The sequence below is a fragment of the Kribbella sp. CA-245084 genome, assembly GCF_050942355.1.
GTDB lineage: Bacteria > Actinomycetota > Actinomycetes > Propionibacteriales > Kribbellaceae > Kribbella.
Genome location: NZ_CP192053.1, coordinates 7,632,481 through 7,652,117, shown reverse-complemented (window position 1 = coordinate 7,652,117; position 19,637 = coordinate 7,632,481). Strand labels below are relative to the sequence as shown.

The following is a 19,637-nucleotide window of genomic DNA, read 5'->3' as shown; positions in this document are numbered from 1 at the left end:
TACATTCAAACCATGAAGGAGCTCTTCCGCCGGAGTACTCGCGACTGGATCGTGGACAGCCTTGTCTTCGTCGTCGCGGTCTTCGCGGGGTTCCTGCTGTACGACGAGGGCAGCAAGGACCCGATCAGCCCGGGCCTGCTCGCGATCGACTTCTGGGTCGGGATGGCGCTGTGCGTCACGCTCTGGTTCCGCCGCCGCTGGCCGCTCCAGCTCGCGATCATCGGCGCCGCCGTGTCGACGTTCTCGGACACCGCCGGGATCGCCGCCCTGATCCTGGTCCTCACCGTGGCGATCCACCGGCCGCTGCGCACGACCGTGCTGGTCTTCGGAGTGAACGCGATCAGCCTCGCCGTCTACGTCAGGATCCGGGACAAGCCGGACGACCCCGCGGCCATCGTGATCGCCGCGATCTCCTTGTACCTCGCGGTGGCCGGCTGGGGTCTCTACGTCCGATCCCGGCGCCAACTCCTGCAGACGCTTCGGGATCGCGCCGATCGCGCCGAGACGGTCGCGAAACTCGAGGCCGAGCAGGGCCAGCTCCGCGCACGCGAGGAGATCGCCCGCGAGATGCACGACGTACTCGGGCATCGGCTGTCCTTGCTCAGCGTGCACGCCGGCGCGCTCGCATACCGCCCGGACGCTTCCGCGGACGAGGTCGCCGGCGCCGCCGAGATCATCCGGGCGAGCGCGCACCAGGCGCTGCAGGATCTCCGCGAGGTGATCGGCGTACTGCGGGCTCCCGTCGGCGAGCTCCCGCAGCCGGCGTTCTCCGATCTGCCGGCCCTCATCAACGGCTCCCGCGAGGCGGGCATCCCCGTCGACCTGACCCTCGACGCGCCGGGCGCGATGCCCGAGCACGTCGGACGTACGGCGTACCGGATCGTGCAGGAAGGTCTCACGAACGCGGTCAAACACGCGCCCGGCGAACCGGTGACGGTCAGCGTGACCGGTGCCCCCGGCAACGGATTGGCGGTCGAGCTGCGCAATCCCGCGCCGAACCGCAGACGCGGAGACGGCCAAGGTTTGAAGGGACTCAGCGAACGCGCCGCCCTGGTCGAAGGCCGGATCGAACACGGCCGCACCCCCGAAGGCGACTTCCGCCTGTATGCCTGGCTACCGTGGCCCGCATGACCATTCGGGTGCTGATCGTCGACGACGATCCGTTGTTGCGGGCCGGGCTGAAGTTGATGCTGGGCGGTGCGCAGGACATCCGCGTGGTCGGGGAGGCCGGCGACGGCTCCGGCGTACAAGGGCTGATCGATCGCCTCGCGCCGGACGTGATCCTGATGGACATCCGGATGCCCGGCACCGACGGCCTGACCGCGACCGAGACGGTACGGCGACGTCCCGGTGCACCCGAGGTCGTCATCCTCACCACCTTCGACGCCGACGAGCACGTACTCCGGGCGCTCCGCGCCGGCGCGGCCGGGTTCGTTCTGAAGGACACCCCGCCCGGCGAGATCGTCGAGTCGGTACGCCGGGTCGCGGCCGGCCAGCCCGTTCTGTCCCCGGCCGTCACCAAACGCCTCATCACCCGCGTCGCAGACTCAGGGACGGACAGCCGCAAGGCCAAGGCCGTCGCCAGATTGAAGGACCTGAACGACCGCGAACGCGAGATCGCCGTCGCCGTGGGGGAGGGGAAGTCGAACGCCGAGATCAGCGCGACGCTCTACCTCAGCGTCCCGACCGTGAAGACGCACGTGTCCCGCATCCTCACCAAGCTCGACCTGAACAACCGCGTCCAGATCGCCCTCCTGGTCCACGACGCCGACATGCTGCGCGACTGAGCCTGAGCAAGAGAAGGCCGGCCCCCGGCGAGTCGAGGGCCGGCCGATCAGGTGGTTACGACTGGGTCGCCCTGCGGAACTCCTCGTTCGGGGTCTGCAGGCTGCCGAGGCTGGTGACCTCGCGGCGGAAGAACAGCGCCAGCGTCCAGTCGAGGATGACGCGGGCCTTCCGGTTGAAGGTCGGGACGCGGGACACGTGGTACGTCCGGTGCAGGAACCAGGCCAGCCAGCCCTTCACCTTCACGCCGTACAGCTGGGCGACACCCTTGTGCAGGCCGAGGCTCGCGACCGAGCCGACGTACTTGTGCTTGTAGTCCTGCGGCGGCTGGCCGTCGACCACCCGGAGGATGTTCGCGGCGAGCTGGTGCGCCTGGCGGACGGCGTGCTGCGCGTTCGGGGCGCAGAACGCACCGGTCTCGCTGGTCAGGTCCGGTACGGCGGCGTTGTCGCCGGCGGTCCAGGCGTCGTCGACGCCCTCGATCCGCAGGTTGGCCAGCGTCTTGATCCGGCCCTTCTCGTCCAGCGGGAAGTCGGTCGCGGCCAGCGCCGGGTTCGCCTTCACGCCGGCGGTCCAGACGATCGTGTCCGCGTCGAATTCCTCGCCGTCGCTGAGGATCACGTGGCCCTTCTCGCACGACTCCAGCCGGGTCTCGAGCTTGATGTCCATGTTGCGCTTGCGGAGCTCGTCCACGGTGTACTTGCCGAGATCCTCACCGACCTCGGGCAGGATCCGCCCGGTGGCCTCGACCAGGACCCAGCGCATGTCCTCGGGCTTGATGTTGTCGTAGTAGCGGGTGGCGTAGCGGGCCATGTCCTCGAGCTCCGCGAACGCCTCCACACCGGCGTACCCGCCGCCGATGAAGACGAACGTGAGCGCGGACTTCCGCAGTACCGGGTCGGGCTGCGAGGACGCGACGTCGAGGCGGTCGAGGACCTTGTTGCGCAGCGCGATCGCTTCCTCGACGTTCTTGAACCCGGTGGCCTCGTCGGCCAGTCCGGGGATCGGCAGGGTCCGGGCGATCGAGCCGAGCGCGACCACGATCTGGTCGTAGGCGAGCTCGTACTCCGGGCCCTCCTCGGGCATCACCTTGGCGACCTTGTGCGCGTGGTCGATACCGGTCACGCGGCCGGTCACCACCCGGCAGCCCTTGAGGGTTTTGCGCAGCGGTACGACGACATGCCGCGGTTCCACCGAGCCGGCCGCCGCCTCGGGCAGGAACGGCTGGTAGGTCATCACCGATCGCGGGTCGACCACGGTCACGCGGATCCGGCCCTTGCGGGCGGCGCGGCGCAGGCCGAACGCGGTGTACATCCCGACGTAACCGCCTCCGACGACGAGGATGTGCGGTACCTGGGCTGTCATGCGGTTCACTCTCCCTGAGTGGTTCTCCGACTTCATGTTAACTTCAACGCTAAGCGCTCGTGAAAGATTTCACAAACCCTCCCGAGAGTGATCTCACCCACCGAGCAGCTACTCGGACTCACCCTCCAGAGCGAGCCGGTAGCCACTCGGAGTGCGGAGCAGCAGGCGGCGGTAGGTCCACCCCGGAGCAGGCTCGTTCCGCTCGAGTTCGAAGTCGAGCCCGGCCTCCTTGCAGCGCGCGATCGCCGCGTCCACGTCGGAGACCGCGATCTGCCAGGTGAGCACGCTCGGCGGATCGTTCTCCGCCGGCGCCTGCTGGATCCCGAAGTGGATCGTGTCCGTGCCGAAGGCGATGAAATCCGGGTACTCCGATCCCTCGTAGATCACCGGCAACCCGAGCTTCTCGTAGAACGCACGCTCAGCCGCAAGATCAGCCACGTTGAGAACAGGAGCCAAACGGGTAAACAGCGAATCGGTAGCCACGGATACCAGCGTCCTCTACGTCGTGGAGAGGCGGTAGACGGAGATGTGGGAGGGGGAGTCGGCGGTGAACGGTGAGCCGGTCCAGTCGGCGTGGCGGGATTCCAGGGTGAAGCCGGCGAGTTGGGCCATCAGGTCGAGTTCGGCCGGCCAGATGTAGCGGTGCGGGGTGCGGCCGAGCTCGGCCTGGGTCCCTTCGCCGAAGTGGAAGTGGTGCGAGACGACGTGCTGGTTCAGTACGTCGTACGTGTCCAGCAGGATGTAGCCGGGTTCGGCGACGCCGACGGTGGCCGGCGTACCGGGTGGGAGTCGACGGAGTTCGGGAACCCAGAGTTCGATGACGAAGCGACCGCCGGGCGAGAGGTGCCGGGCGGCGTTGCGGAAGCACTCGACCTGCTGTTCCTGGGTGAGCAGGTTGGAGATCGTGTTGAAGACCAGGTAGACGAGGCTGAACTCGCCGGGCGCACGGACGATGGACATGTCACCCACGACCACCGGGATCGCCGTCTCGTCAACCTTCGTTCGGAGTTCCGCGATCATCGCGTTGGACAGCTCGATCCCGCTGACCGGCACACCACGCTCCGACAGGGGTACGGCGACCCGCCCGGTGCCGATTGCGAACTCGAGTGCTCGTCCGCCGTCCGCGAGCTCGGCCAGGCGATCCACAGTCGGCCCGAGAACCTCGGGCGCGAACATCCCCGTCCCCGGAGTGTCGTACCGCTTGGCCACCGCGGCGTTCCAGAGTTGCGTCCACTGCATGACGTCCTCTGCGCCGTCCTCGCCGGTCTTGGTGAAGCCGAGGCGGTCGTAGAGGCGGCGGGCGTTCGGGTTGTCGCGCTCGACATGCAGTTCGAGCGGTACGCCGCGCGTCGCCGCCTCGGACTGGAGTTCGGTGATGATCGCCGTGCCGATGCCGCGGTTCTGGGCGTCGGGGTGGAGCTGGATGCCGTTCAGCTCGACGGATCCCGGCGTACGGCTGATCCGGAGGCGGCCGACGGGTCGGCCGTCGAGCTCGATGACGTTGAGGTCGGTTGCCGGGTCGTCGATCGACTCGAGGCTCCACTCCTCGAAGCCGCCGCGCCAGTCGGCCTCGTCGAAGTCGGCGGGCAACCGGCCCTGGGCGCGAGTTGCGGTGAGGGTGACGTCGGCGAGGAACGCGGCGTCGTCGGGCCCGGCCGGGCGGATGCGGTACGACGCGGTCGTCACTCGCCCACCTCGCCGTCGGTTGCTTCGCGGAGGATGTCCAGGTGGCCGAGATGGCGCGCGGTCTCCTCGATGAGGTGCGCCACGGCGTACCGGAGGTTGAACGTCATGCCGTCCGAGCGGGCTCCGTCGTCGAACGGCGCGGCGGCGGTGATCTCGCGGGAACGGGCGCATTCGGCCCGGTACGCCGTGAGGATTCCGTCGACCGTGTCATCGGGTGCGATCGGGAAGCCGCCGTGCGGATCGTCCTCGGACCAAGGCCACTCGAGGTCCAAGCCGGCGAAGTCGATGGAGAACCAGAAGCGCTCGACCGCGGTGAGGTGCTTGACGATGCCGGCGGGCGTCAATGCGGACGGGTCGACGGGCCGGGCGAACGCTTGCTCCTCGGTCAGGCCGCTCAGCTTGAGCTCGACCGTGGAGCGGAGGAAGTCGAGCAGGCCGGTGAACGTACTGCGTTCATCGGCGTCCTCAGGCGGCCGGGTACGCGTGATCTCGGGCATCCGCCAACGGTAGGCGCGACAGAGTTCCGCGAGAAGGGTTGATCGGAACAGGTGAAGTGCGCATGAATAGGGGGGTGGAGAGTTACCGCACACCCGTCCTGACGGCTTCGCTGCTCGCGCCCCCGGCGGTTTGTGCGTTGCTGACCCCCTTCCGCGAGCATTTCGACAACGCGAACGCCGCCCTGCTGCTGGTCGTCGTCATCGTCGCCGTCGCGGTGTCCGGCATCCGGCTCGCAGGAGTGCTCGCCGCTGTCTCGAGCGCGGTCTGGTTCGACTTCTTCCTGACCGTTCCGTACGACAGCTTCACGATCAACAGCAGCAACGACGTCGAACAGGCCGTGCTGCTGCTGGTGATCGGGATCGCCGTCACCCAGATCGCGATCTGGGGCCGGAGGCAACAAGCCAACGCGTCCCGGCGCCGGGGTTACCTGGACGGCGTGATTACCACTTCGCAAGCGGTTGCCGCCGGCGGCTCCACCGACGACCTGATCGAGCAGGTCCGCGCCGAACTGACCGCCCTGCTGGGGATCGACGGCGCGAAGTTCGTTGCCGGTAGCAAGCAGACAACGGCGCCGCGGCTGAACCCGGACGGTTCGGTCACCCGCGGATCCCACGTCCTGAAGGTCGAACGCGACGGCCTGCCGACGAACGCCGAGATCGAGCTCCCCGTCCAGCACGCCGGCGAGACCCGCGGCCGCTTCCTCCTCACCGCCGCCACCCGCATCGCCCGCCCCGACCTCGAACAACGCATCGTGGCGGTGGCCCTCGCCGACCAGGTCGGTGCCGCCCTGGCAACCCAGGAAGCCACCCACCCCCACGTCTGAACCGCAGGTGCATCGACAACCGATTGAGTTACGCAACCGCTTGTAAATACAGGGTTTTCGGCAGCCTGATTCTCAGATGTTGTTCAGGATGGGGCCGTAGTATCTCGATACGGCCCCGGAAGCGGGTCATCAGGAGGAAATGATGCAGAGCAGTAACCCGGTGCTGAACCGGTCGAGTGCGTTTGCGCCTGGCCAGGGCCAGGCCTATCCGGGGGCCGCTCCGTACGGTCAGCCAGGACTCCAGGGCTACGGCGGCTCGGGTATGCCGCCGCAGTACCAAGGTGCTCCGGCCGCGAGCCGCCCCATGACGATGGACGACGTGATCGTCCGTACCGCCGCCACCCTGGCTGTCGTCACCGTGGTCGCGGTGATCGCCTGGAGGGTGATCCCGGACTCCGTGGTCGGCCCGGCGTTCTTCGCCGGGATGCTGGTGGCGCTCGCGATCGGCCTGGTGCTGTCGTTCGCCCGCAAGGTGAACCCGGTGCTGCTGATGGTGTACGCCGCGGCCGAGGGCGTGTTCCTCGGGATCGGCTCCAAGTTCATCGCCAACTGGGTCGGTGACCCCGGCATCATCGTGCAGGCCGTGCTGGCCACGATGGTGACGGCCGGCCTGACCCTGGCGACGTACAAGTACTTCGCGATCAAGGTGACGCCGAAGTTCACCCGGATGGTCATCATCGGGACGATGGGCTTCGCCGGCGTGGTGGTCATCAACCTGCTGCTCAGCCTGTTCGGTGTTCAGACCGGGATCGGCGGCTTCGGCGCCATGGGCCTGATCTTCGCCGCGCTCGGCGCCGGGCTCGCGGTGTTCAACCTGATCCTCGACTTCGACATGATCGAGCAGGGCGTCCGCCACGGCGCCCCGCAGACCGAGGCCTGGCGCGCCGCGTTCGGCCTGACCGTCACCCTGGTCTGGCTGTACTGGAACATCCTGCGCATCCTCGCCATCCTCCGCGGCGGCGACTGAACCGCAGCGGCGCGACAGCCGTAATGTCTTCGGAAGGGCCGGTTCAGGTGGACCGGCCCTTCTGGCATTTCCGGACGCAGTCTGTCCGGTTCCGGCTCTACCGTGGTCTCCATGACCAGCGACTGGCGGCTCCTCAACGGCACCTTGACGACCTGGTACGACGCTCCCTCGCACGCGGCCGGTTCCGCGCTGGTCGAGCGTCTCGCAGCAGCCGGCACCAACGTCGACCTCCGCGCGAACGGTCTACGAGTGCGGGCCGGAGATGAAGAGTCCGCCCGAGAGATCTCAAAAGCAGCGCAAGACCTCGGCCTGACCGCCGATCCGAGCGTGCTGCAGGAGGTCCACCTCGCCTTCGAGGCGACCGACCCAGCCGCGGTAACGAACTTCTGGCGTACGGCGCTCGGCTACGACGCCGACCGCGACCCGCTCCGGCGCGCCCCGGACCTCGCAGTACACCCGCTCAAAGACCTCCGACCGCTCCGTAACCGCATCCACGTCGACGTCGTCCGGCCGTCCTACGCGGTGGACGCAGCCCGGACCGCGACCGGTCAGGAGCCGTTCGGCGCGTGGGGCGTCGCGCTCGCGGACCCGGAGGGTAACGAGGTCGACCTGGTCCCGGGAGACGAGCTCTCACCGGATGCCACCGACTGGTGGGCCAACTTCGCCGCGATGGTCTTCTACCCGACGACGTCACCCATGGAGGCGATCCAGCTGGCCTCCGCAGTCGCGCAACTGGCCGACGACGCGAGCATCCCCCTGCAGATCGACCTGCGACCTGCCGGCGTGACGATCGACGGCAGCAAGGACCAGTGGGAGGACGACATGCCGAACGGCGGCGCGGCCTTCGTCGAGCTGGCCCGGCGCATCCAGGATGCCGCCCACGACCTGGGCCTGACCGCGGACCCGACGCCGCTGCGCTTCGTCCAGTTCGGCATCGATGCGGTCGACGCCGACGTACTCAGCACGTTCTGGCAGACGCTCCTTGGCTACCAGCCGGATCCGCGCGAGCAGGTGGGCGACATCTACGATCCGCGCCGGCTGAACCCGGTCCTGTTCTTCCAGCAGCTGGATCCGAACGACGAGCGGACGAAGCAGCGCAATCGCATCCACCTGCAGCTCGTCGTACCGCAAGATCAGGTGCAGGCTCGCATCGAGACGGCGTTGGCTGCCGGTGGGCGGGTGCTGGATCAGACCTCAGAACGGTGCCTTCTCAGCGACCCGGAGGGCAACGAGCTCGACATACGATGAGGGTCATGCGATTCGCGATCAAGACCTCGCCCCAGAACACCGAATGGGCCGACATGCTCGCCGTCTGGCAGGCCGCGGACGACATCGAGCTGTTCGAGTCCGGCTGGACCTTCGATCACTTCTATCCGATCTTCTCCGACTCGAGCGGCCCGTGCCTGGAAGGGTGGGTGACGCTGACCGCGCTCGCGCAGGCGACCAAGCGGCTCCGGGTCGGCACGCTCGTCAGCGGGATCCACTACCGGCACCCCGCGTTGCTCGCGAACATGGCCGCGACCCTCGACATCGTCTCCGGCGGCCGGCTCGAGATCGGTATCGGCGCCGGCTGGAACGAGGAGGAGTCGGGTGCGTACGGCATGCGGCTCGGCTCGCTGAAGGAGCGCAGCGACCGGTTCGAGGAGGCCTGCGAGGTGCTCGTCGGTCTGCTGACGCAGGAGACCACGACGTTCCGGGGCGAGCACTACGAGTTCACGGAGGCGCGCTGCGAGCCGAAGGGCCTGCAGAAGCCGCATCCGCCGATCTGTATCGGCGGCAGCGGCGAGAAGCGGACGCTCCGCACGGCGGCGAAGTACGCCCAGCACTGGAATTTCGTCGGCGGGACGCCCGAGGAGTTCGCCCACAAGCGCGACGTGCTGTACGCCCACTGCGAGGACGTCGGCCGCGTTCCGACCGAGATCACGCTGTCGTCACACGTCCGGCTGGGGCCTGACGGCGACTACGCGAAGGTCGCCGAGCAGGCGGCGGCTCTCGGCGAGGTCGGGCTCGACCTGGCGATCGTGTACCTGCCGCCGCCGCACACCCCGGCCGTGCTCGAACCGCTCGCGAAGGCCCTCGCACCTCTGCTCTGAAACAAGCCGCTGGAACAAGCTGCTACAAGCCAGGGAACGTGAAAGACCTGCCCCTCCACCTGAAAGGGCAGGTCTTTTCGTTGTCTCCTTTGCGGCTCAGCCCATTCGCCGGTGCGCTTTGACGAGGTCGAACTCGTGAACGATGGCGGTTGCGTGCCCGTGCGCGAGTTCATACTCGCTGGAGAGCCACCGCACTCTGTCCTCGAAGCGCAGGAACGACGGTCCGTCGTTCATCAGCTGGAACCACTCGGTCATCTGGCGTCCGGTGCACCTGGGCACGACCTCCACCAAACGCTGGTGTGTCTCCTCGGAGTGGTTCAAGCCCATCTTCGCCTCCCGTCATCGGGGTACCGCGTAGTTATCGACTGTGCACCACTCGGCCGCCCGGAGGCAAGACTCCCGACATGAAAGGTGTCGCTCAGCGGACGCACAACCCAACAACTATTGGCCGACAGGCACTGTCTCGGCTTGTTCTTCGGCTTCCTCGTCCACTCGCTCGACGTCGGCCTTCGGGTGCCGGCGGCGATGCCGGAGCTCCGCCCAGCGACCGCGCGGACCGCGCTCCCGGCCGGCGACCTCGGTGGCAGCCACCTCGGTGCCCGCCTTCCGGGCAGCCTGTACGGCGGCCTCCGCGATCGGGAGGATCGCCTCGCCGCGGAACGGCTCCGGGTGCACGAACGACTCCGGCCCGACGCCCATCGCAGCCGCCACCGACGGCAGCAGCGCGGCCGACGCGGCGGCGTACCCGGTGGCGGACGGGTGGAAGTTGTCCCGGCCCCACATCGACGGGTTGGTCCGGAACACCTCACCGAGCAGCGAGCCCAGTGACACGGACCGGCCGCCTGCTTCGACCACTGCGATGGTCTGAGCGGCGGCCAGCCGATGGCTCCAGGACCGGGCGACCTGCCGCAGCGGCGGCATGATCGTCCGGACCACACCCAGGTCTGGGCAGGTGCCGACCACCACCTCACAGCCCGCGGCGCGCAGCCGGCGGACAGCGGTGGAGAGCAATCTGACCGAGGTCGACGGCGGCATCTTGGCCTTCACGTCGTTGACGCCGATCAGGATGACCGCGATATGCGGCCCGGCCTGCAGCGCGGCGTCGACCTGGCCGGCCAGATCGCTGGACTTCGCGCCGGTCTTCGACACGTCGACCAGCCGCACCGGGCGTTTGGCCAGCTCGGCCAGACCGGAGGCGAGTAGCACCCCGGGAGTCTCGTCGGGCGACTCGGTGCCGTAACCGGCCGCACTCGAGTCGCCGATCATCGCGAACGTGATCGGATGTCCTGGATACCGGCCGTACAGACCGTCGCCCGGAGTGGGGTAGTACCTCGTCGGTCCGATCACGCGCTTCGCATACTCGGCCTCAGCGGTCAGTACGCCGTAGAACGTGGCACCGATGAGTCCGAGTCCCCCGCCCCCGAAGGCTGCGGCCTGGGCCAGCTTCTTGGCTGCCCTGGCTCTACTCATAAGTACAAGGATTACACGGCGTTACGACGACGCAAGTGAAAATAGGGCAAAGGCGCTGGTATCACTACAGTAAAGATCGTGCGCTACGCAGAATCACTCCTGGACCTGGTCGGCAACACTCCGCTGGTGCGGTTGTCGAAGACAACAGACGGCGCGAAGCCGCTCGTGCTCGCCAAGGTTGAGTACTTCAACCCCGGCGGCTCGGTGAAGGACCGGATCGCGGTCCGGATGATCGAGGCCGCGGAGGCCTCCGGCGAGCTGAAGCCCGGCGGCACGATCGTCGAGCCGACCTCCGGCAACACCGGCGTCGGGCTGGCGATGGTTGCCCAGCAGAAGGGCTACAAGTGCGTCTTCGTCTGCCCGGACAAGGTCAGCGAGGACAAGCGCAACGTGCTCAAGGCGTATGGCGCCGAGGTCGTGGTCTGCCCGACCGCGGTCGCGCCCGAGCACCCCGATTCGTACTACAACGTCTCCGACCGTCTCGTCCGCGAGATCGAGGGCGCCTGGAAGCCGAACCAGTACGCGAACCAGAACAACCCGCGCTCGCACTACGAGACCACCGGTCCCGAGCTCTGGGAGCAGACCGAGGGCAAGATCACCCACTTCGTCGCGGGCGTCGGCACCGGTGGCACGATCACCGGCACCGGCAAGTACCTCAAGGAGGTCTCCGGCGGCCGCGTCCAGATCATCGGCGCCGACCCGGAGGGCTCGGTGTACTCCGGCGGCACCGGCCGGCCGTACCTGGTCGAGGGTGTCGGCGAGGACTTCTGGCCGGAGACGTACGACCGCGACATCTGCGACCGCGTCATCGAGGTGTCTGACGCGGATTCGTTCGCGCTCACCCGGCGGCTCGCTCGCGAAGAGGCCATGCTGGTCGGCGGCTCCGCGGGGATGGCGGCCGCGGCCGCGATCCGGCTCGCACACGAGCTCGATGACCCCGAAGCCGTCATCGTCGTCCTGCTGCCCGACGGCGGCCGCGGCTACCTGACCAAGGTGTTCAACGACGACTGGCTGGCGCAGTACGGCTTCCTCGCGCACGCCCGCCAGGGCAAGACGCTCGGCGACGTGCTGGCCGGCAAGGACGGCAGCCTGCCGCCGCTGGTGCACACCCACCCGCACGAGACGATCGCCGAGGCGGTCGCCATCCTGCGTGAGTACGGCGTCTCGCAGATGCCCGTCGTCCGCGCCGAGCCGCCGGTGATGGCGGCCGAGGTGGCCGGCGCGGTGTCGGAGCGGACGCTGATGGACGCGTTGTACTCCGGCAAGGCGCGCCTGGCCGACATGGTCGAGCTGCACATGGACCCGGCGCTGCCCTCCCTGGGCGCCGGCGAACCGGTGACCAAGGCGGTCGAGCTGCTCGAGGGTCGGGACGCCCTGATGGTGTTGGACGACGGCAAGCCGGTGGGCGTGCTGACCCGGCAGGACCTACTGGTCCATCTGTCCGCCGATTGAGTTAGCGGTCTACGACTGACGGGACGATGGCAATCAGTGCCGTGATCACGATGCCGATCACGATCACCGCCGCGCCTGCGATCTGAAGGATTTCCATGTCTCAAGAGTCCTTCAACCACGCCCGCGAAACATCGGCCTCCGGATCGGTCTTTCCTTCATCCCAAGGTCGTAGATGTGGGCGCCCGGTCTCCTACTAGAGGAGTCCGGGTCATCCCCTAGTGGACGACGGCGAAGTCGCTCGGATCGAGCCGGCGGGTGCGGCGCCAGTACGACATCGTCCACTCCGGCCAGATCGTCGAGTTCCGCCCGGACGCGTCCATGTACCAGCTGGTGCAGCCGGACTCCCAGACGGTGTCGCCGAGTTCGCCCTGGATCGAGTCGACGAACTGCTCCTGGCTCTCCTCGCGGACCTCGACGTACGTCGCGTTGCGCCGGCGGAGGAGGTGGAGCGCCTGCATCACGTAGCGGACCTGGGCCTCGATCATGAACACCATCGAGGAGTGGCCGAGGACCGTGTTCGGGCCGACCAGCAGGAACAGGTTCGGGTAGCCGGCGACCGTGATGCCGAGGTGCGCGCCGACGCCGTTGCGCTTCCAGTGGTCGGCGAGGTCGACGCCGTCCTTGCCGAGGATCGGCATCCGGGTCAGGTTGGCCGAGACCGCGAACCCGGTGCCGTGCACGATCGTGTCGCAGGCTCGCTCGGTCCCGTCGGCGGTGACCACGCCGGTCGGGGTGACGCGGGCGATCGGGGTGGTGACGACGTCGACGTTCGGCCGGGTCAGGGCCGGGTAGTAGTCGTTCGAGATCAGCACGCGCTTGCAGCCGATCTGGTAGTCCGGGGTCAGCTTGGCGCGTAGCTCGGGATCGGTGATCTGCTTGCGCAGGTGCCGTTTCGCCTGTATTTCAAGGCCTTTCATCAACTTCGGGTTGCCGGCGAACCCGGCGCCGCGGCCTTCGAGACCCCAGTAGATGAGGTTGCGGATCGTCCGCTGCCCGGCCGGGAAGCGCTCGTGCAGCTTGCGTTCCCAGCTGCCGATGGCACGGTCCGGCTTCGGCGTGACCCACGGCGGCGTCCGCTGGTACAGGTCGAGTTGCGCGACCTCGCCGGCGAGCTGCGGTACGAACTGGATCGCCGACGCGCCGGTCCCGATCACCGCGACGTTGCGCCCGCGCAGGTCCGCCGAGTGATCCCATTGGGCCGAGTGGAACGTCGTACCCTCGAAGGAGTCGAGGCCGGGGAGGTCCGGCAGCTTCGGCTCGTGCAGGCTGCCGACGCCGGTGACGAGCGCCTGGGTCTCGATGGTCTCGTCGCCGTTCACCGTGACGGTCCAACGGCCGGCCGCCTCGTCGAAGGCGGCTTCGGTGACCTCCGCGCCGTACCGGATCCTGTCGGCGATCCCGTACTTGTCCGCGCAGTGCCGCAGGTAGGCGAGGATCTCGTCCCACGGCGCGAACATCCGCGTCCAGCGCGGGTTCTGCTCGAACGAGAACGAGTACAGGTACGACGGGATGTCGCAGGCGCAGCCGGGATACGTGTTGTCCCGCCAGGTGCCGCCGAGGTCGTCCGCCTTCTCGAGGATGACGAAGTCCTCACACCCGGCCTGCTTCAGCTTGATACCCATGCACAGCCCGGCGAACCCGGACCCAATGATGACGACCTCAGCCATACCGCCTGAGGTTACCGGCGGGTCACTGAAGCCGGTAGAGGGTCTCTCCGGCATTCGGTACGACGAACGTGTCCGGGTCGGCCTCGTACGCTGCGAGGTCGAACTCCGCAGGGTCCAGGTAGCCGAGGTTGGCCGCGAGTACGACGTCCTCCGGGATGCCAGTCGCGAGCGTGACCTGGACCCGGAGGTGCTCGCCGCTGGCCGGGTCCCAGGTGCCTGCGCCGCGGAGGTGGGTGGAGTGCGCGAGGGTGCCCCAGTGCAGGTCGCGGAAGTGGTCCCACTGGCCGACGAAGTAGTCGCGGCAGTGGTACCCGATCTTCTCGATCTCCGGGTGCATCGCCGCCAGCTTGGTCACGTGCGGCGCATAGAGGATGACCTCGCCGCCGTCCGCGACGATCGGCTCGACCTTGTAGAACCCCTTGGCCGCGGTCCAGATATCGGCGTACTTCGGTGGCATCACCGACACGACCCGCTGGACCGGATGCTCGAGGTAGCGGACGTGGGTCTGCGCGGAGATCTCGGCGGCCGCCTGCCAGGACGACTCGGTGTCGCCGAACGCGACGGCGTGCAGGGCGTCCGTCCCCGATTGTGCGACCACGGACAGCGCGAGCTTCTCGGCCGGGATCAGCGCCGCGGCCTCGTTGATCAGGGCGCGGACGGGCGTGATGCCCGGCGTACCGATGATGTTCGCGCTGGTGATCAGGGCGCCGAGCCAGTGTGAGAAGTCGATCACCTCCTGGCCGGCGACGCCTGGGAAGAAGTACTTGTTGCCGCCGGAGAAGCCGACCACCTCGTGCGGGAACACCGGGCCGACGACCAGTGCGACGTCGTGCTCGACGACGGCGCGGTTCAGCCGGACCGGCACCTCGTCGCGGAGCATCTCGTCGGAGATCTCGCCGACCCGCTCGGAGCTGATCGAGCCGAGGTCGACGAACGTGTCCGGCTTCCACCACTCGTGGTTGATCACATTCGGGTAGTCACCGCCGAGGTGCTTGCGCAGTTGCTCGGGGCTCATCTCCGCATGGGTGCCAAGGGCAACCAAGATCGTGACCTGGCTGCCCTTCAAGGCGTCCGTGACCGCTCTGAGCAGCAGCGGCAGCGGGCAACTGCGGGTCGCGTCCGGGACGATCACGCAGACGCTGCGCCCCTCCAGCCCCGCTCCGGCCAGCGCCTCGCCGACGAACGTCGTCACCTCGTCCTCGGTCAGGACCTGGCCCGCACCACCGATCACCGCCGCATTGGTCACCCTCCGACCCTACCCATCTCCGATGTTGACCGGGGCAAAGGTCTCGGCGCACGATCACGGGGGGAGTGGGGGAATGGGGATGAGACCAACGGGGTTCGGTGGCGTTCTGTTGCAGGCCGGGGACACGGAGTACGACGCGGCCCGCACGGTGTTCAACGCGATGGTCGACCGGAAGCCGGCGATGATCGCGCAGTGCGAGTCGGCCGCGGACGTCCAGGCGGCCGTCCGGTACGGCGTCGAGAACGAGCTCGAGCTGGCCGTCCGCGCCGGCGGTCATGCGGTGACGGGGGCCGGCGTCTCGGACAGCGGTCTGGTCCTGGATCTGCGGCGGATGAACAGCGTGCAGATCGATCCGTTCTCGCGGCTCGCCCGGGTCGGCGGCGGCGCGACCTGGCGGGATCTGGATCGCGCGGGCCAGCGGTACTGCCTGCTGACGACCGGTGCGCGGGTGCCGTCGGCCGGGGTCGCCGGGGTGACGCTCGGCGGCGGTTCGGGGTGGTTCGAACGGAAGCTCGGGTTGTCGTCGGATGCGTTGATCTCGGTCGAGCTCGTGACCGCGGACGGGCGGTTGCTGATCGCGGACGAGACCAAGAACACCGAGCTGTTCTGGGCGCTGCACGGTGGCGGCGGGAACTTCGGGGTGGCGACCTCACTCACGTTCCGGCTCACGCAGGTGGTGACGACGACGCTCGCGCTGCTGATCTGGCCGATGGCGGCCGGGCCTTCGGTGCTGCGTGCGTACCGCGATCTGCTGGACAGTGCGCCGGAGGAGCTTGGCGGAGGGGTGATGTTCCTGACCGCACCTCGGGCTCCGTATGTGCCGGAGGGACTGCGGGGGCAGCCCGCCGTACTCGCAGTCGCGGCGTACGCCGGCGGGGTGGACGAGGCGCGCGAGGTGTTCGCGCCGATGTACGCGTTGGCGCCGGAGGGGCAGTTCATCGCGGGACTGCCGTACGTCGACCTGCAGACCGCGCTGGACAGTCCGGCCGGGTTCCGGAACTACTGCTCCGCGGAGCACCTGCGGGCCTTCCCGGATCCCGCCGTACTGGCGTTCTGCGATCACGCCCGGGAGATGATCACGCCGTCACCGTCGCAGCAGGTCGTCCTGCCGTGGGGCGGCGCCGTACGACGGTCAGCCGGGGACTGGCCGCAGGCGTACCGGGACGCGGAGTGGGTGGCGCACCCGTTCGGGGCGTGGGCGGATCCGTGTGCGGACGCGCAGGCGATCCGGTGGGTGCGGGACGTGTGTGCGGACCTGGAGCCGTGGTCGACCGGGCAGGTGTACCTGAACTTCATCGGGTACGAAGGACAGGACCGTGTGATCGCCGGATTCGGTGCGGGGAACTACGACCGGCTGGCCCGGGTGAAGTGTGAGTACGACCCCGAGAACGTGTTCCACCTCAACCAGAATATTGAACCTGGTTGGCGTTAGCACGACGCCATTGCACGGCGACGATCACGGCGTACGCGATGCCGCCGAGCGGAACCGACCAGAGCCGGAGGAACGGGAGCCCGCCGGTGATCGCGGTGGCGGCGAAGACCACGGCGTACGTCGTGACACCGGCGATCGTGCCGCGACGGCGGCTGTCCAGGGCGCTGCTCGGGAGCGGGCCCAGGTGCCGGTCGAGGGCGGTGCAGATCGCGCTGAGTCCGACGAGCGAGGTCACGATGAACAGGATGCCGCCGGGGATGGCGCCGAAGACGATCGCGACGGCGTTGAGGAAGGTCAGCGGCGCGAACACGATGGCCAGGTCCGCTGCCCCGAAGGTCAGGTGCTTGATCCACCGCTTGCGGAGGTCGAGGTCACCGGCCGGCCGGATCGGTCCGGGCTCGCCGCCGAGCCGCCGGACGGTCAGGATCAGGCCGGTCACGATGATGAGCAGCAGCGGTACGGCGATGATCGAGAGGACGACGGTCCGCGGGGTCGACATGTAGGCGCGGGACTCGTCGCCGTACAGGCAGCTTGCCGTCGGCGGGAACCACGAGGTGTGGACGCCGGTCGAGTCCGGGCCGAGCTTGCGCGAGCAGTCCTGGGTCGGGTCGTACCAGCCCGGCTGCGACAAGGTGACCACTGCCGTCCACACCAGCCCGCCGATCAGCCCCAGCCCGAGCACCCATCCAGCACGCCGCCTCACCCAATCCACGGCCCCTACCCTCTCATTGCTGGTGACCGGGCTGTTCCAAGCGCGATAGCTTGCGGGAATGGTTGTGACCAGAGCGGACATTGTGGACGGGCTGCGGCGGCTCGGGCTGGACGGCTCATCTGAGGTGATTGTGCATTCGTCGCTGAGTTCGTTCGGGTACGTCGACGGTGGGGCGGAGGCGGTTTGTGCTGCGTTGACTGAGGTTTGTGGGACTGTGTTGATGCCGGGTGGGACGTGGGATCTGACCGGGATCCCGGCGCCGCCGGGGCTGGTGCGGCCTGACAATGCTTACTGGAATGCGGCCGACTGGGCGGAGTTCGACGAGAAGTTGTCGGGGGCAACCAGTTTCAGCGACGACCTCCCGGTGGATCGCTGGCTCGGGCGGGTGCCGGAGGTGTTCCGGCAGACCTGCTCGCCGGTGCGGACCTCGCATCCGCTGTTCGCCTACCAGGCTGCCGGCCCCGCGGCCGAGCGGCTGCTCGAGGCTCAGCGGCCCGACTGGCCGCTCGGGCCGATCGAGGCGCTCGACGGCGACGTACTCCTGCTCGGCGTCACCCACACCTCCAACACCACGATCCACCTCGCCGAGCAGCACCTCGGCCGCTCGCTCTTCTACCGCTACGCGAAGAACGCCGACGGCTTGTGGATCGAGCTCCCGAACATCCCCGGCGAGAGCCACCACTTCGACGACATAGAGCCGGTACTGCGTCCCGCGACGAAGGAGCTCCGCATCGGGCAGGCGCGCGTACGCCGGATCCCGAAGGACGCCGTACTCGCGGCCGCCCAGCAACTGATCCAGGCCGACCCGACCGCCCTGCTCTGCACCGACAACCCAGAGTGCCGCTGCGCAGCCGCCCTCCAGCAGCTGGTCAGCGTACGTCGATGAGGACCTTGCCGACGATGCTCTGCTCGACGGCGGCGTGTGCCTCGGCGGCCTGCTCCAGTGAATAGTGATGCAACGGGAGCCCGGCCTCGGGCCCTACCCGGACGGCGCCGGCCCGGACCGCGGCCTCGACATCGCCCAGCGCACGTGGGCGCCACGAGTCAGGCGCGTTGTAGAGCAGGACGAACTGCCAGCGAGCATTCGGCACCATCGACGGGCGCACCGGCAACTCGAACGTGTTGCCGCCGTCGGTCGCGTAGATCGCGACCGAACCGTGCATCGCGATGATCGCGGCATCGATCGCCGCGTTCGCCGCGGGGGACACCTCGACGATCGTGTTCACGCCGTGCGGCACGATCTCGCGGATCTCCTCGATCACGTCCTGCTGCTTGTAGTTGATGACATGGTCGGCGCCCGCGAGCGCGGCCAGGTTGGCCTTCTCGGGGCTGCTCACGGTCGTGATCACGGTCGCGTCCGACCAGCGCGCGAGCTGGATCGCCGCGTTGCCGACCGCGCCGGCGCCACCGGCAACCAGCACAGTCCGACCGGCGAGCCTCCCCGGGCCCAGGTGATCCGGACCATCCTCTGTCACCGTCAGGCAGCGATGCGCGGTCATGAACGGCACACCCAGAGAAGCGCCCAGGTCGTACGACGCCTCGTCCGGCAGCTCCACCACGTGACGCACCGGCACCACGGCGTACTCCTGGGCTGTGCCTCCGGACGGGCGCTGGTACGCGGCCTCCCAGATCCAGACGCGGCGACCGACGAGCCCCGCGTCGACGCCCTGGCCGACGGCGTCGACCTCGCCGGAGCCGTCCTGGTTCGGCACCTGGGCCGGGTCGACCGGCGTACCGGCCTCGCTGCCGCGGCGCGACTTCCAGTCGGTCGGGTTGACGCCCGACCGGTGGATCCGCACGCGCACTTCGCCCGGCCCAGGATCGGTCACGGCCCGATCCACAAGCGTCAGGACGTCAGGTTCACCGGTTCGCGAGTACTCGATCGCACGCACGCCACCGACGCTACCTCAGTTGCTTGGTGAACATCAGGCAGGCGCTGTCGTCGTTGCGGATCGTCTCCATCGGCGCGACCTGCCGGTTGTCGTAGATCAGGCCGCGGCCGTCCGGCAGGTATCCGCGCCGTACGTACATCCGCTGTGCCTGTCCGTAGTCCGGGTACAGCCCGACGCCGATCCCCACCACCGGGGACCGCTCCGCCACCTTGGCCTCGGCGGCGTCCATCAGCGCCGACCCGATCCCACGCCGCCGGTACGACGGCAGCACGTTGAAGTCCGAGATCTCCGGAACGGTCCCGAAGTACGGCGAGATCCAGTAAACGGTCACATAGCCGACGTACGCGCCGTCGACGGTCGCGACCAGCACGTCCCGCGTCCCGTCGGCCTGCTCGGCGACGTACCGCTGGTACTGACTCTCCGGCTTGTCCCACCCCAACGCAGCCATCGCCGCCGCAATCACCGGCGGATCGTCCGGCTGCAACGATCGAATCACCAACCCGTCGTCCATGAGCGCGCAGCCTAGCCCCGCGGACAGCCGCGGGTCGC

20 protein-coding genes are annotated in these 19,637 nt (G+C 68.5%); 9 read left to right on the top strand and 11 right to left on the bottom strand.

Features of this window, described 5'->3' with window-relative positions; all coding sequences use genetic code 11:
• The first annotated feature begins 12 nt into the window (after positions 1–12).
• Together ACQPYH_RS36435 and ACQPYH_RS36430 are read left to right on the top strand one after the other, a co-directional pair.
• Entirely contained in the window at positions 13–1,131 is a 1,119-nt protein-coding gene (locus tag ACQPYH_RS36435) for a sensor histidine kinase (RefSeq protein ID WP_432881013.1), read from the top strand.
• Positions 1,128–1,787, top strand: a complete 660-nt coding sequence (locus tag ACQPYH_RS36430) for a response regulator transcription factor (RefSeq protein ID WP_432881010.1) — start codon at positions 1,128–1,130, stop codon at positions 1,785–1,787. Before ACQPYH_RS36435 ends, ACQPYH_RS36430 begins: the two co-directional genes overlap by 4 nt.
• 55 nt (positions 1,788–1,842) lie before the next feature.
• Here ACQPYH_RS36430 and ACQPYH_RS36425 read toward each other — a convergent pair whose 3' ends face one another.
• The 4 genes from ACQPYH_RS36425 to ACQPYH_RS36410 form a co-directional block, all read right to left on the bottom strand.
• Positions 1,843–3,150 carry an NAD(P)/FAD-dependent oxidoreductase gene (locus tag ACQPYH_RS36425; RefSeq protein ID WP_432881007.1) on the bottom strand — a complete coding sequence of 436 codons (1,308 nt, stop codon included), beginning with the start codon at positions 3,148–3,150 and terminating at the stop codon, positions 1,843–1,845.
• Positions 3,151–3,258: 108 nt separating this feature from the next.
• On the bottom strand, positions 3,259–3,588 hold the full coding sequence (locus tag ACQPYH_RS36420) for a VOC family protein (protein ID WP_432881005.1): 330 nt from the start codon (positions 3,586–3,588) through the stop codon (positions 3,259–3,261).
• A 60-nt stretch (positions 3,589–3,648) separates the two neighbouring features.
• Positions 3,649–4,836, bottom strand: a complete 1,188-nt coding sequence (locus tag ACQPYH_RS36415) for a GNAT family N-acetyltransferase (RefSeq protein ID WP_432881003.1) — start codon at positions 4,834–4,836, stop codon at positions 3,649–3,651.
• Complete coding sequence (locus ACQPYH_RS36410) at positions 4,833–5,333, bottom strand: DinB family protein (RefSeq protein WP_432881000.1); 501 nt, start codon at positions 5,331–5,333, stop codon at positions 4,833–4,835. Before ACQPYH_RS36410 ends, ACQPYH_RS36415 begins: the two co-directional genes overlap by 4 nt.
• Before the next feature lie 62 nt (positions 5,334–5,395).
• Here ACQPYH_RS36410 and ACQPYH_RS36405 point away from each other — a divergent pair, with 62 nt between their 5' ends.
• The 4 genes from ACQPYH_RS36405 (at position 5,396) to ACQPYH_RS36390 (ending at position 9,217) form a co-directional block, all read left to right on the top strand.
• On the top strand, positions 5,396–6,157 hold the full coding sequence (locus ACQPYH_RS36405; RefSeq protein WP_432880998.1) for a DUF4118 domain-containing protein: 762 nt from the start codon (positions 5,396–5,398) through the stop codon (positions 6,155–6,157).
• Positions 6,158–6,299: 142 nt separating this feature from the next.
• Positions 6,300–7,124, top strand: coding sequence for a Bax inhibitor-1/YccA family protein (locus tag ACQPYH_RS36400; RefSeq protein WP_432880996.1), 825 nt, complete (start codon positions 6,300–6,302; stop codon positions 7,122–7,124).
• Between the two features lie 111 nt (positions 7,125–7,235).
• Positions 7,236–8,372: a VOC family protein gene (locus ACQPYH_RS36395; RefSeq protein WP_432880993.1), complete on the top strand. Its 1,137-nt coding sequence runs from the start codon at positions 7,236–7,238 to the stop codon at positions 8,370–8,372.
• A 5-nt stretch (positions 8,373–8,377) separates the two neighbouring features.
• Complete coding sequence (locus tag ACQPYH_RS36390; protein ID WP_432880990.1) at positions 8,378–9,217, top strand: LLM class F420-dependent oxidoreductase; 840 nt, start codon at positions 8,378–8,380, stop codon at positions 9,215–9,217.
• A gap of 96 nt (positions 9,218–9,313) precedes the next feature.
• Here ACQPYH_RS36390 and ACQPYH_RS36385 read toward each other — a convergent pair whose 3' ends face one another.
• Both ACQPYH_RS36385 and ACQPYH_RS36380 read right to left on the bottom strand, forming a co-directional pair.
• Positions 9,314–9,472: a DUF4287 domain-containing protein gene (locus ACQPYH_RS36385; RefSeq protein ID WP_432880987.1), complete on the bottom strand. Its 159-nt coding sequence runs from the start codon at positions 9,470–9,472 to the stop codon at positions 9,314–9,316.
• A 186-nt stretch (positions 9,473–9,658) separates the two neighbouring features.
• Positions 9,659–10,687 (bottom strand): SGNH/GDSL hydrolase family protein, encoded by a 1,029-nt coding sequence (locus ACQPYH_RS36380; RefSeq protein ID WP_432880984.1) that lies wholly within the window; start codon positions 10,685–10,687, stop codon positions 9,659–9,661.
• Between the two features lie 78 nt (positions 10,688–10,765).
• Here ACQPYH_RS36380 and ACQPYH_RS36375 point away from each other — a divergent pair, with 78 nt between their 5' ends.
• On the top strand, positions 10,766–12,139 hold the full coding sequence (locus ACQPYH_RS36375) for a cystathionine beta-synthase (protein ID WP_130440458.1): 1,374 nt from the start codon (positions 10,766–10,768) through the stop codon (positions 12,137–12,139).
• Positions 12,140–12,354: 215 nt separating this feature from the next.
• Here the strand turns inward: ACQPYH_RS36375 and ACQPYH_RS36370 are convergent, their stop codons facing one another.
• Both ACQPYH_RS36370 and ACQPYH_RS36365 read right to left on the bottom strand, forming a co-directional pair.
• Positions 12,355–13,806, bottom strand: a complete 1,452-nt coding sequence (locus tag ACQPYH_RS36370) for a flavin-containing monooxygenase (RefSeq protein ID WP_432880981.1) — start codon at positions 13,804–13,806, stop codon at positions 12,355–12,357.
• 22 nt (positions 13,807–13,828) lie between these two features.
• On the bottom strand, positions 13,829–15,052 hold the full coding sequence (locus ACQPYH_RS36365; protein ID WP_432880979.1) for a lactate racemase domain-containing protein: 1,224 nt from the start codon (positions 15,050–15,052) through the stop codon (positions 13,829–13,831).
• 79 nt (positions 15,053–15,131) lie between these two features.
• Between ACQPYH_RS36365 and ACQPYH_RS36360 the strand changes: the two genes are divergently transcribed.
• A complete protein-coding gene (locus ACQPYH_RS36360) occupies positions 15,132–16,484 on the top strand; it encodes an FAD-binding oxidoreductase (protein WP_432880977.1) in 1,353 nt (450 codons plus the stop codon).
• Here the strand turns inward: ACQPYH_RS36360 and ACQPYH_RS36355 are convergent.
• On the bottom strand, positions 16,453–17,196 hold the full coding sequence (locus ACQPYH_RS36355) for a hypothetical protein (protein ID WP_432880974.1): 744 nt from the start codon (positions 17,194–17,196) through the stop codon (positions 16,453–16,455). The genes ACQPYH_RS36360 and ACQPYH_RS36355 overlap by 32 nt on opposite strands.
• A 58-nt stretch (positions 17,197–17,254) precedes the next feature.
• Here ACQPYH_RS36355 and ACQPYH_RS36350 point away from each other — a divergent pair, with 58 nt between their 5' ends.
• The gene (locus ACQPYH_RS36350) at positions 17,255–18,082 is read left to right on the top strand and encodes an AAC(3) family N-acetyltransferase (protein ID WP_432880971.1); all 828 of its coding nucleotides are present in this window, start codon (positions 17,255–17,257) and stop codon (positions 18,080–18,082) included.
• Here the strand turns inward: ACQPYH_RS36350 and ACQPYH_RS36345 are convergent.
• Both ACQPYH_RS36345 and ACQPYH_RS36340 read right to left on the bottom strand, forming a co-directional pair.
• Positions 18,066–19,088, bottom strand: a complete 1,023-nt coding sequence (locus ACQPYH_RS36345; protein ID WP_432880968.1) for an NADPH:quinone reductase — start codon at positions 19,086–19,088, stop codon at positions 18,066–18,068. The genes ACQPYH_RS36350 and ACQPYH_RS36345 overlap by 17 nt on opposite strands.
• Before the next feature lie 10 nt (positions 19,089–19,098).
• Complete coding sequence (locus ACQPYH_RS36340; protein WP_432880965.1) at positions 19,099–19,599, bottom strand: GNAT family N-acetyltransferase; 501 nt, start codon at positions 19,597–19,599, stop codon at positions 19,099–19,101.
• Positions 19,600–19,637 lie beyond the last annotated feature (38 nt).

What these genes read in the sequence shown, in the direction of transcription:
- ACQPYH_RS36405 (WP_432880998.1), top strand. Translation starts at nt 5,396, where the DNA reads ATGAATAGGGGGGTGGAGAGTTACCGCACACCCGTCCTGACGGCTTCG.
- ACQPYH_RS36410 (WP_432881000.1), bottom strand. Translation starts at nt 5,333, where the DNA reads ATGCCCGAGATCACGCGTACCCGGCCGCCTGAGGACGCCGATGAACGC.
- ACQPYH_RS36350 (WP_432880971.1), top strand. Translation starts at nt 17,255, where the DNA reads ATGGTTGTGACCAGAGCGGACATTGTGGACGGGCTGCGGCGGCTCGGG.
- ACQPYH_RS36390 (WP_432880990.1), top strand. Translation starts at nt 8,378, where the DNA reads ATGCGATTCGCGATCAAGACCTCGCCCCAGAACACCGAATGGGCCGAC.
- ACQPYH_RS36385 (WP_432880987.1), bottom strand. Translation starts at nt 9,472, where the DNA reads ATGACCGAGTGGTTCCAGCTGATGAACGACGGACCGTCGTTCCTGCGC.
- ACQPYH_RS36340 (WP_432880965.1), bottom strand. Translation starts at nt 19,599, where the DNA reads ATGGACGACGGGTTGGTGATTCGATCGTTGCAGCCGGACGATCCGCCG.
- ACQPYH_RS36430 (WP_432881010.1), top strand. Translation starts at nt 1,128, where the DNA reads ATGACCATTCGGGTGCTGATCGTCGACGACGATCCGTTGTTGCGGGCC.
- ACQPYH_RS36425 (WP_432881007.1), bottom strand. Translation starts at nt 3,150, where the DNA reads ATGACAGCCCAGGTACCGCACATCCTCGTCGTCGGAGGCGGTTACGTC.
- ACQPYH_RS36395 (WP_432880993.1), top strand. Translation starts at nt 7,236, where the DNA reads ATGACCAGCGACTGGCGGCTCCTCAACGGCACCTTGACGACCTGGTAC.
- ACQPYH_RS36400 (WP_432880996.1), top strand. Translation starts at nt 6,300, where the DNA reads ATGCAGAGCAGTAACCCGGTGCTGAACCGGTCGAGTGCGTTTGCGCCT.
- ACQPYH_RS36370 (WP_432880981.1), bottom strand. Translation starts at nt 13,806, where the DNA reads ATGGCTGAGGTCGTCATCATTGGGTCCGGGTTCGCCGGGCTGTGCATG.
- ACQPYH_RS36435 (WP_432881013.1), top strand. Translation starts at nt 13, where the DNA reads ATGAAGGAGCTCTTCCGCCGGAGTACTCGCGACTGGATCGTGGACAGC.
- ACQPYH_RS36380 (WP_432880984.1), bottom strand. Translation starts at nt 10,687, where the DNA reads ATGAGTAGAGCCAGGGCAGCCAAGAAGCTGGCCCAGGCCGCAGCCTTC.
- ACQPYH_RS36360 (WP_432880977.1), top strand. Translation starts at nt 15,132, where the DNA reads ATGAGACCAACGGGGTTCGGTGGCGTTCTGTTGCAGGCCGGGGACACG.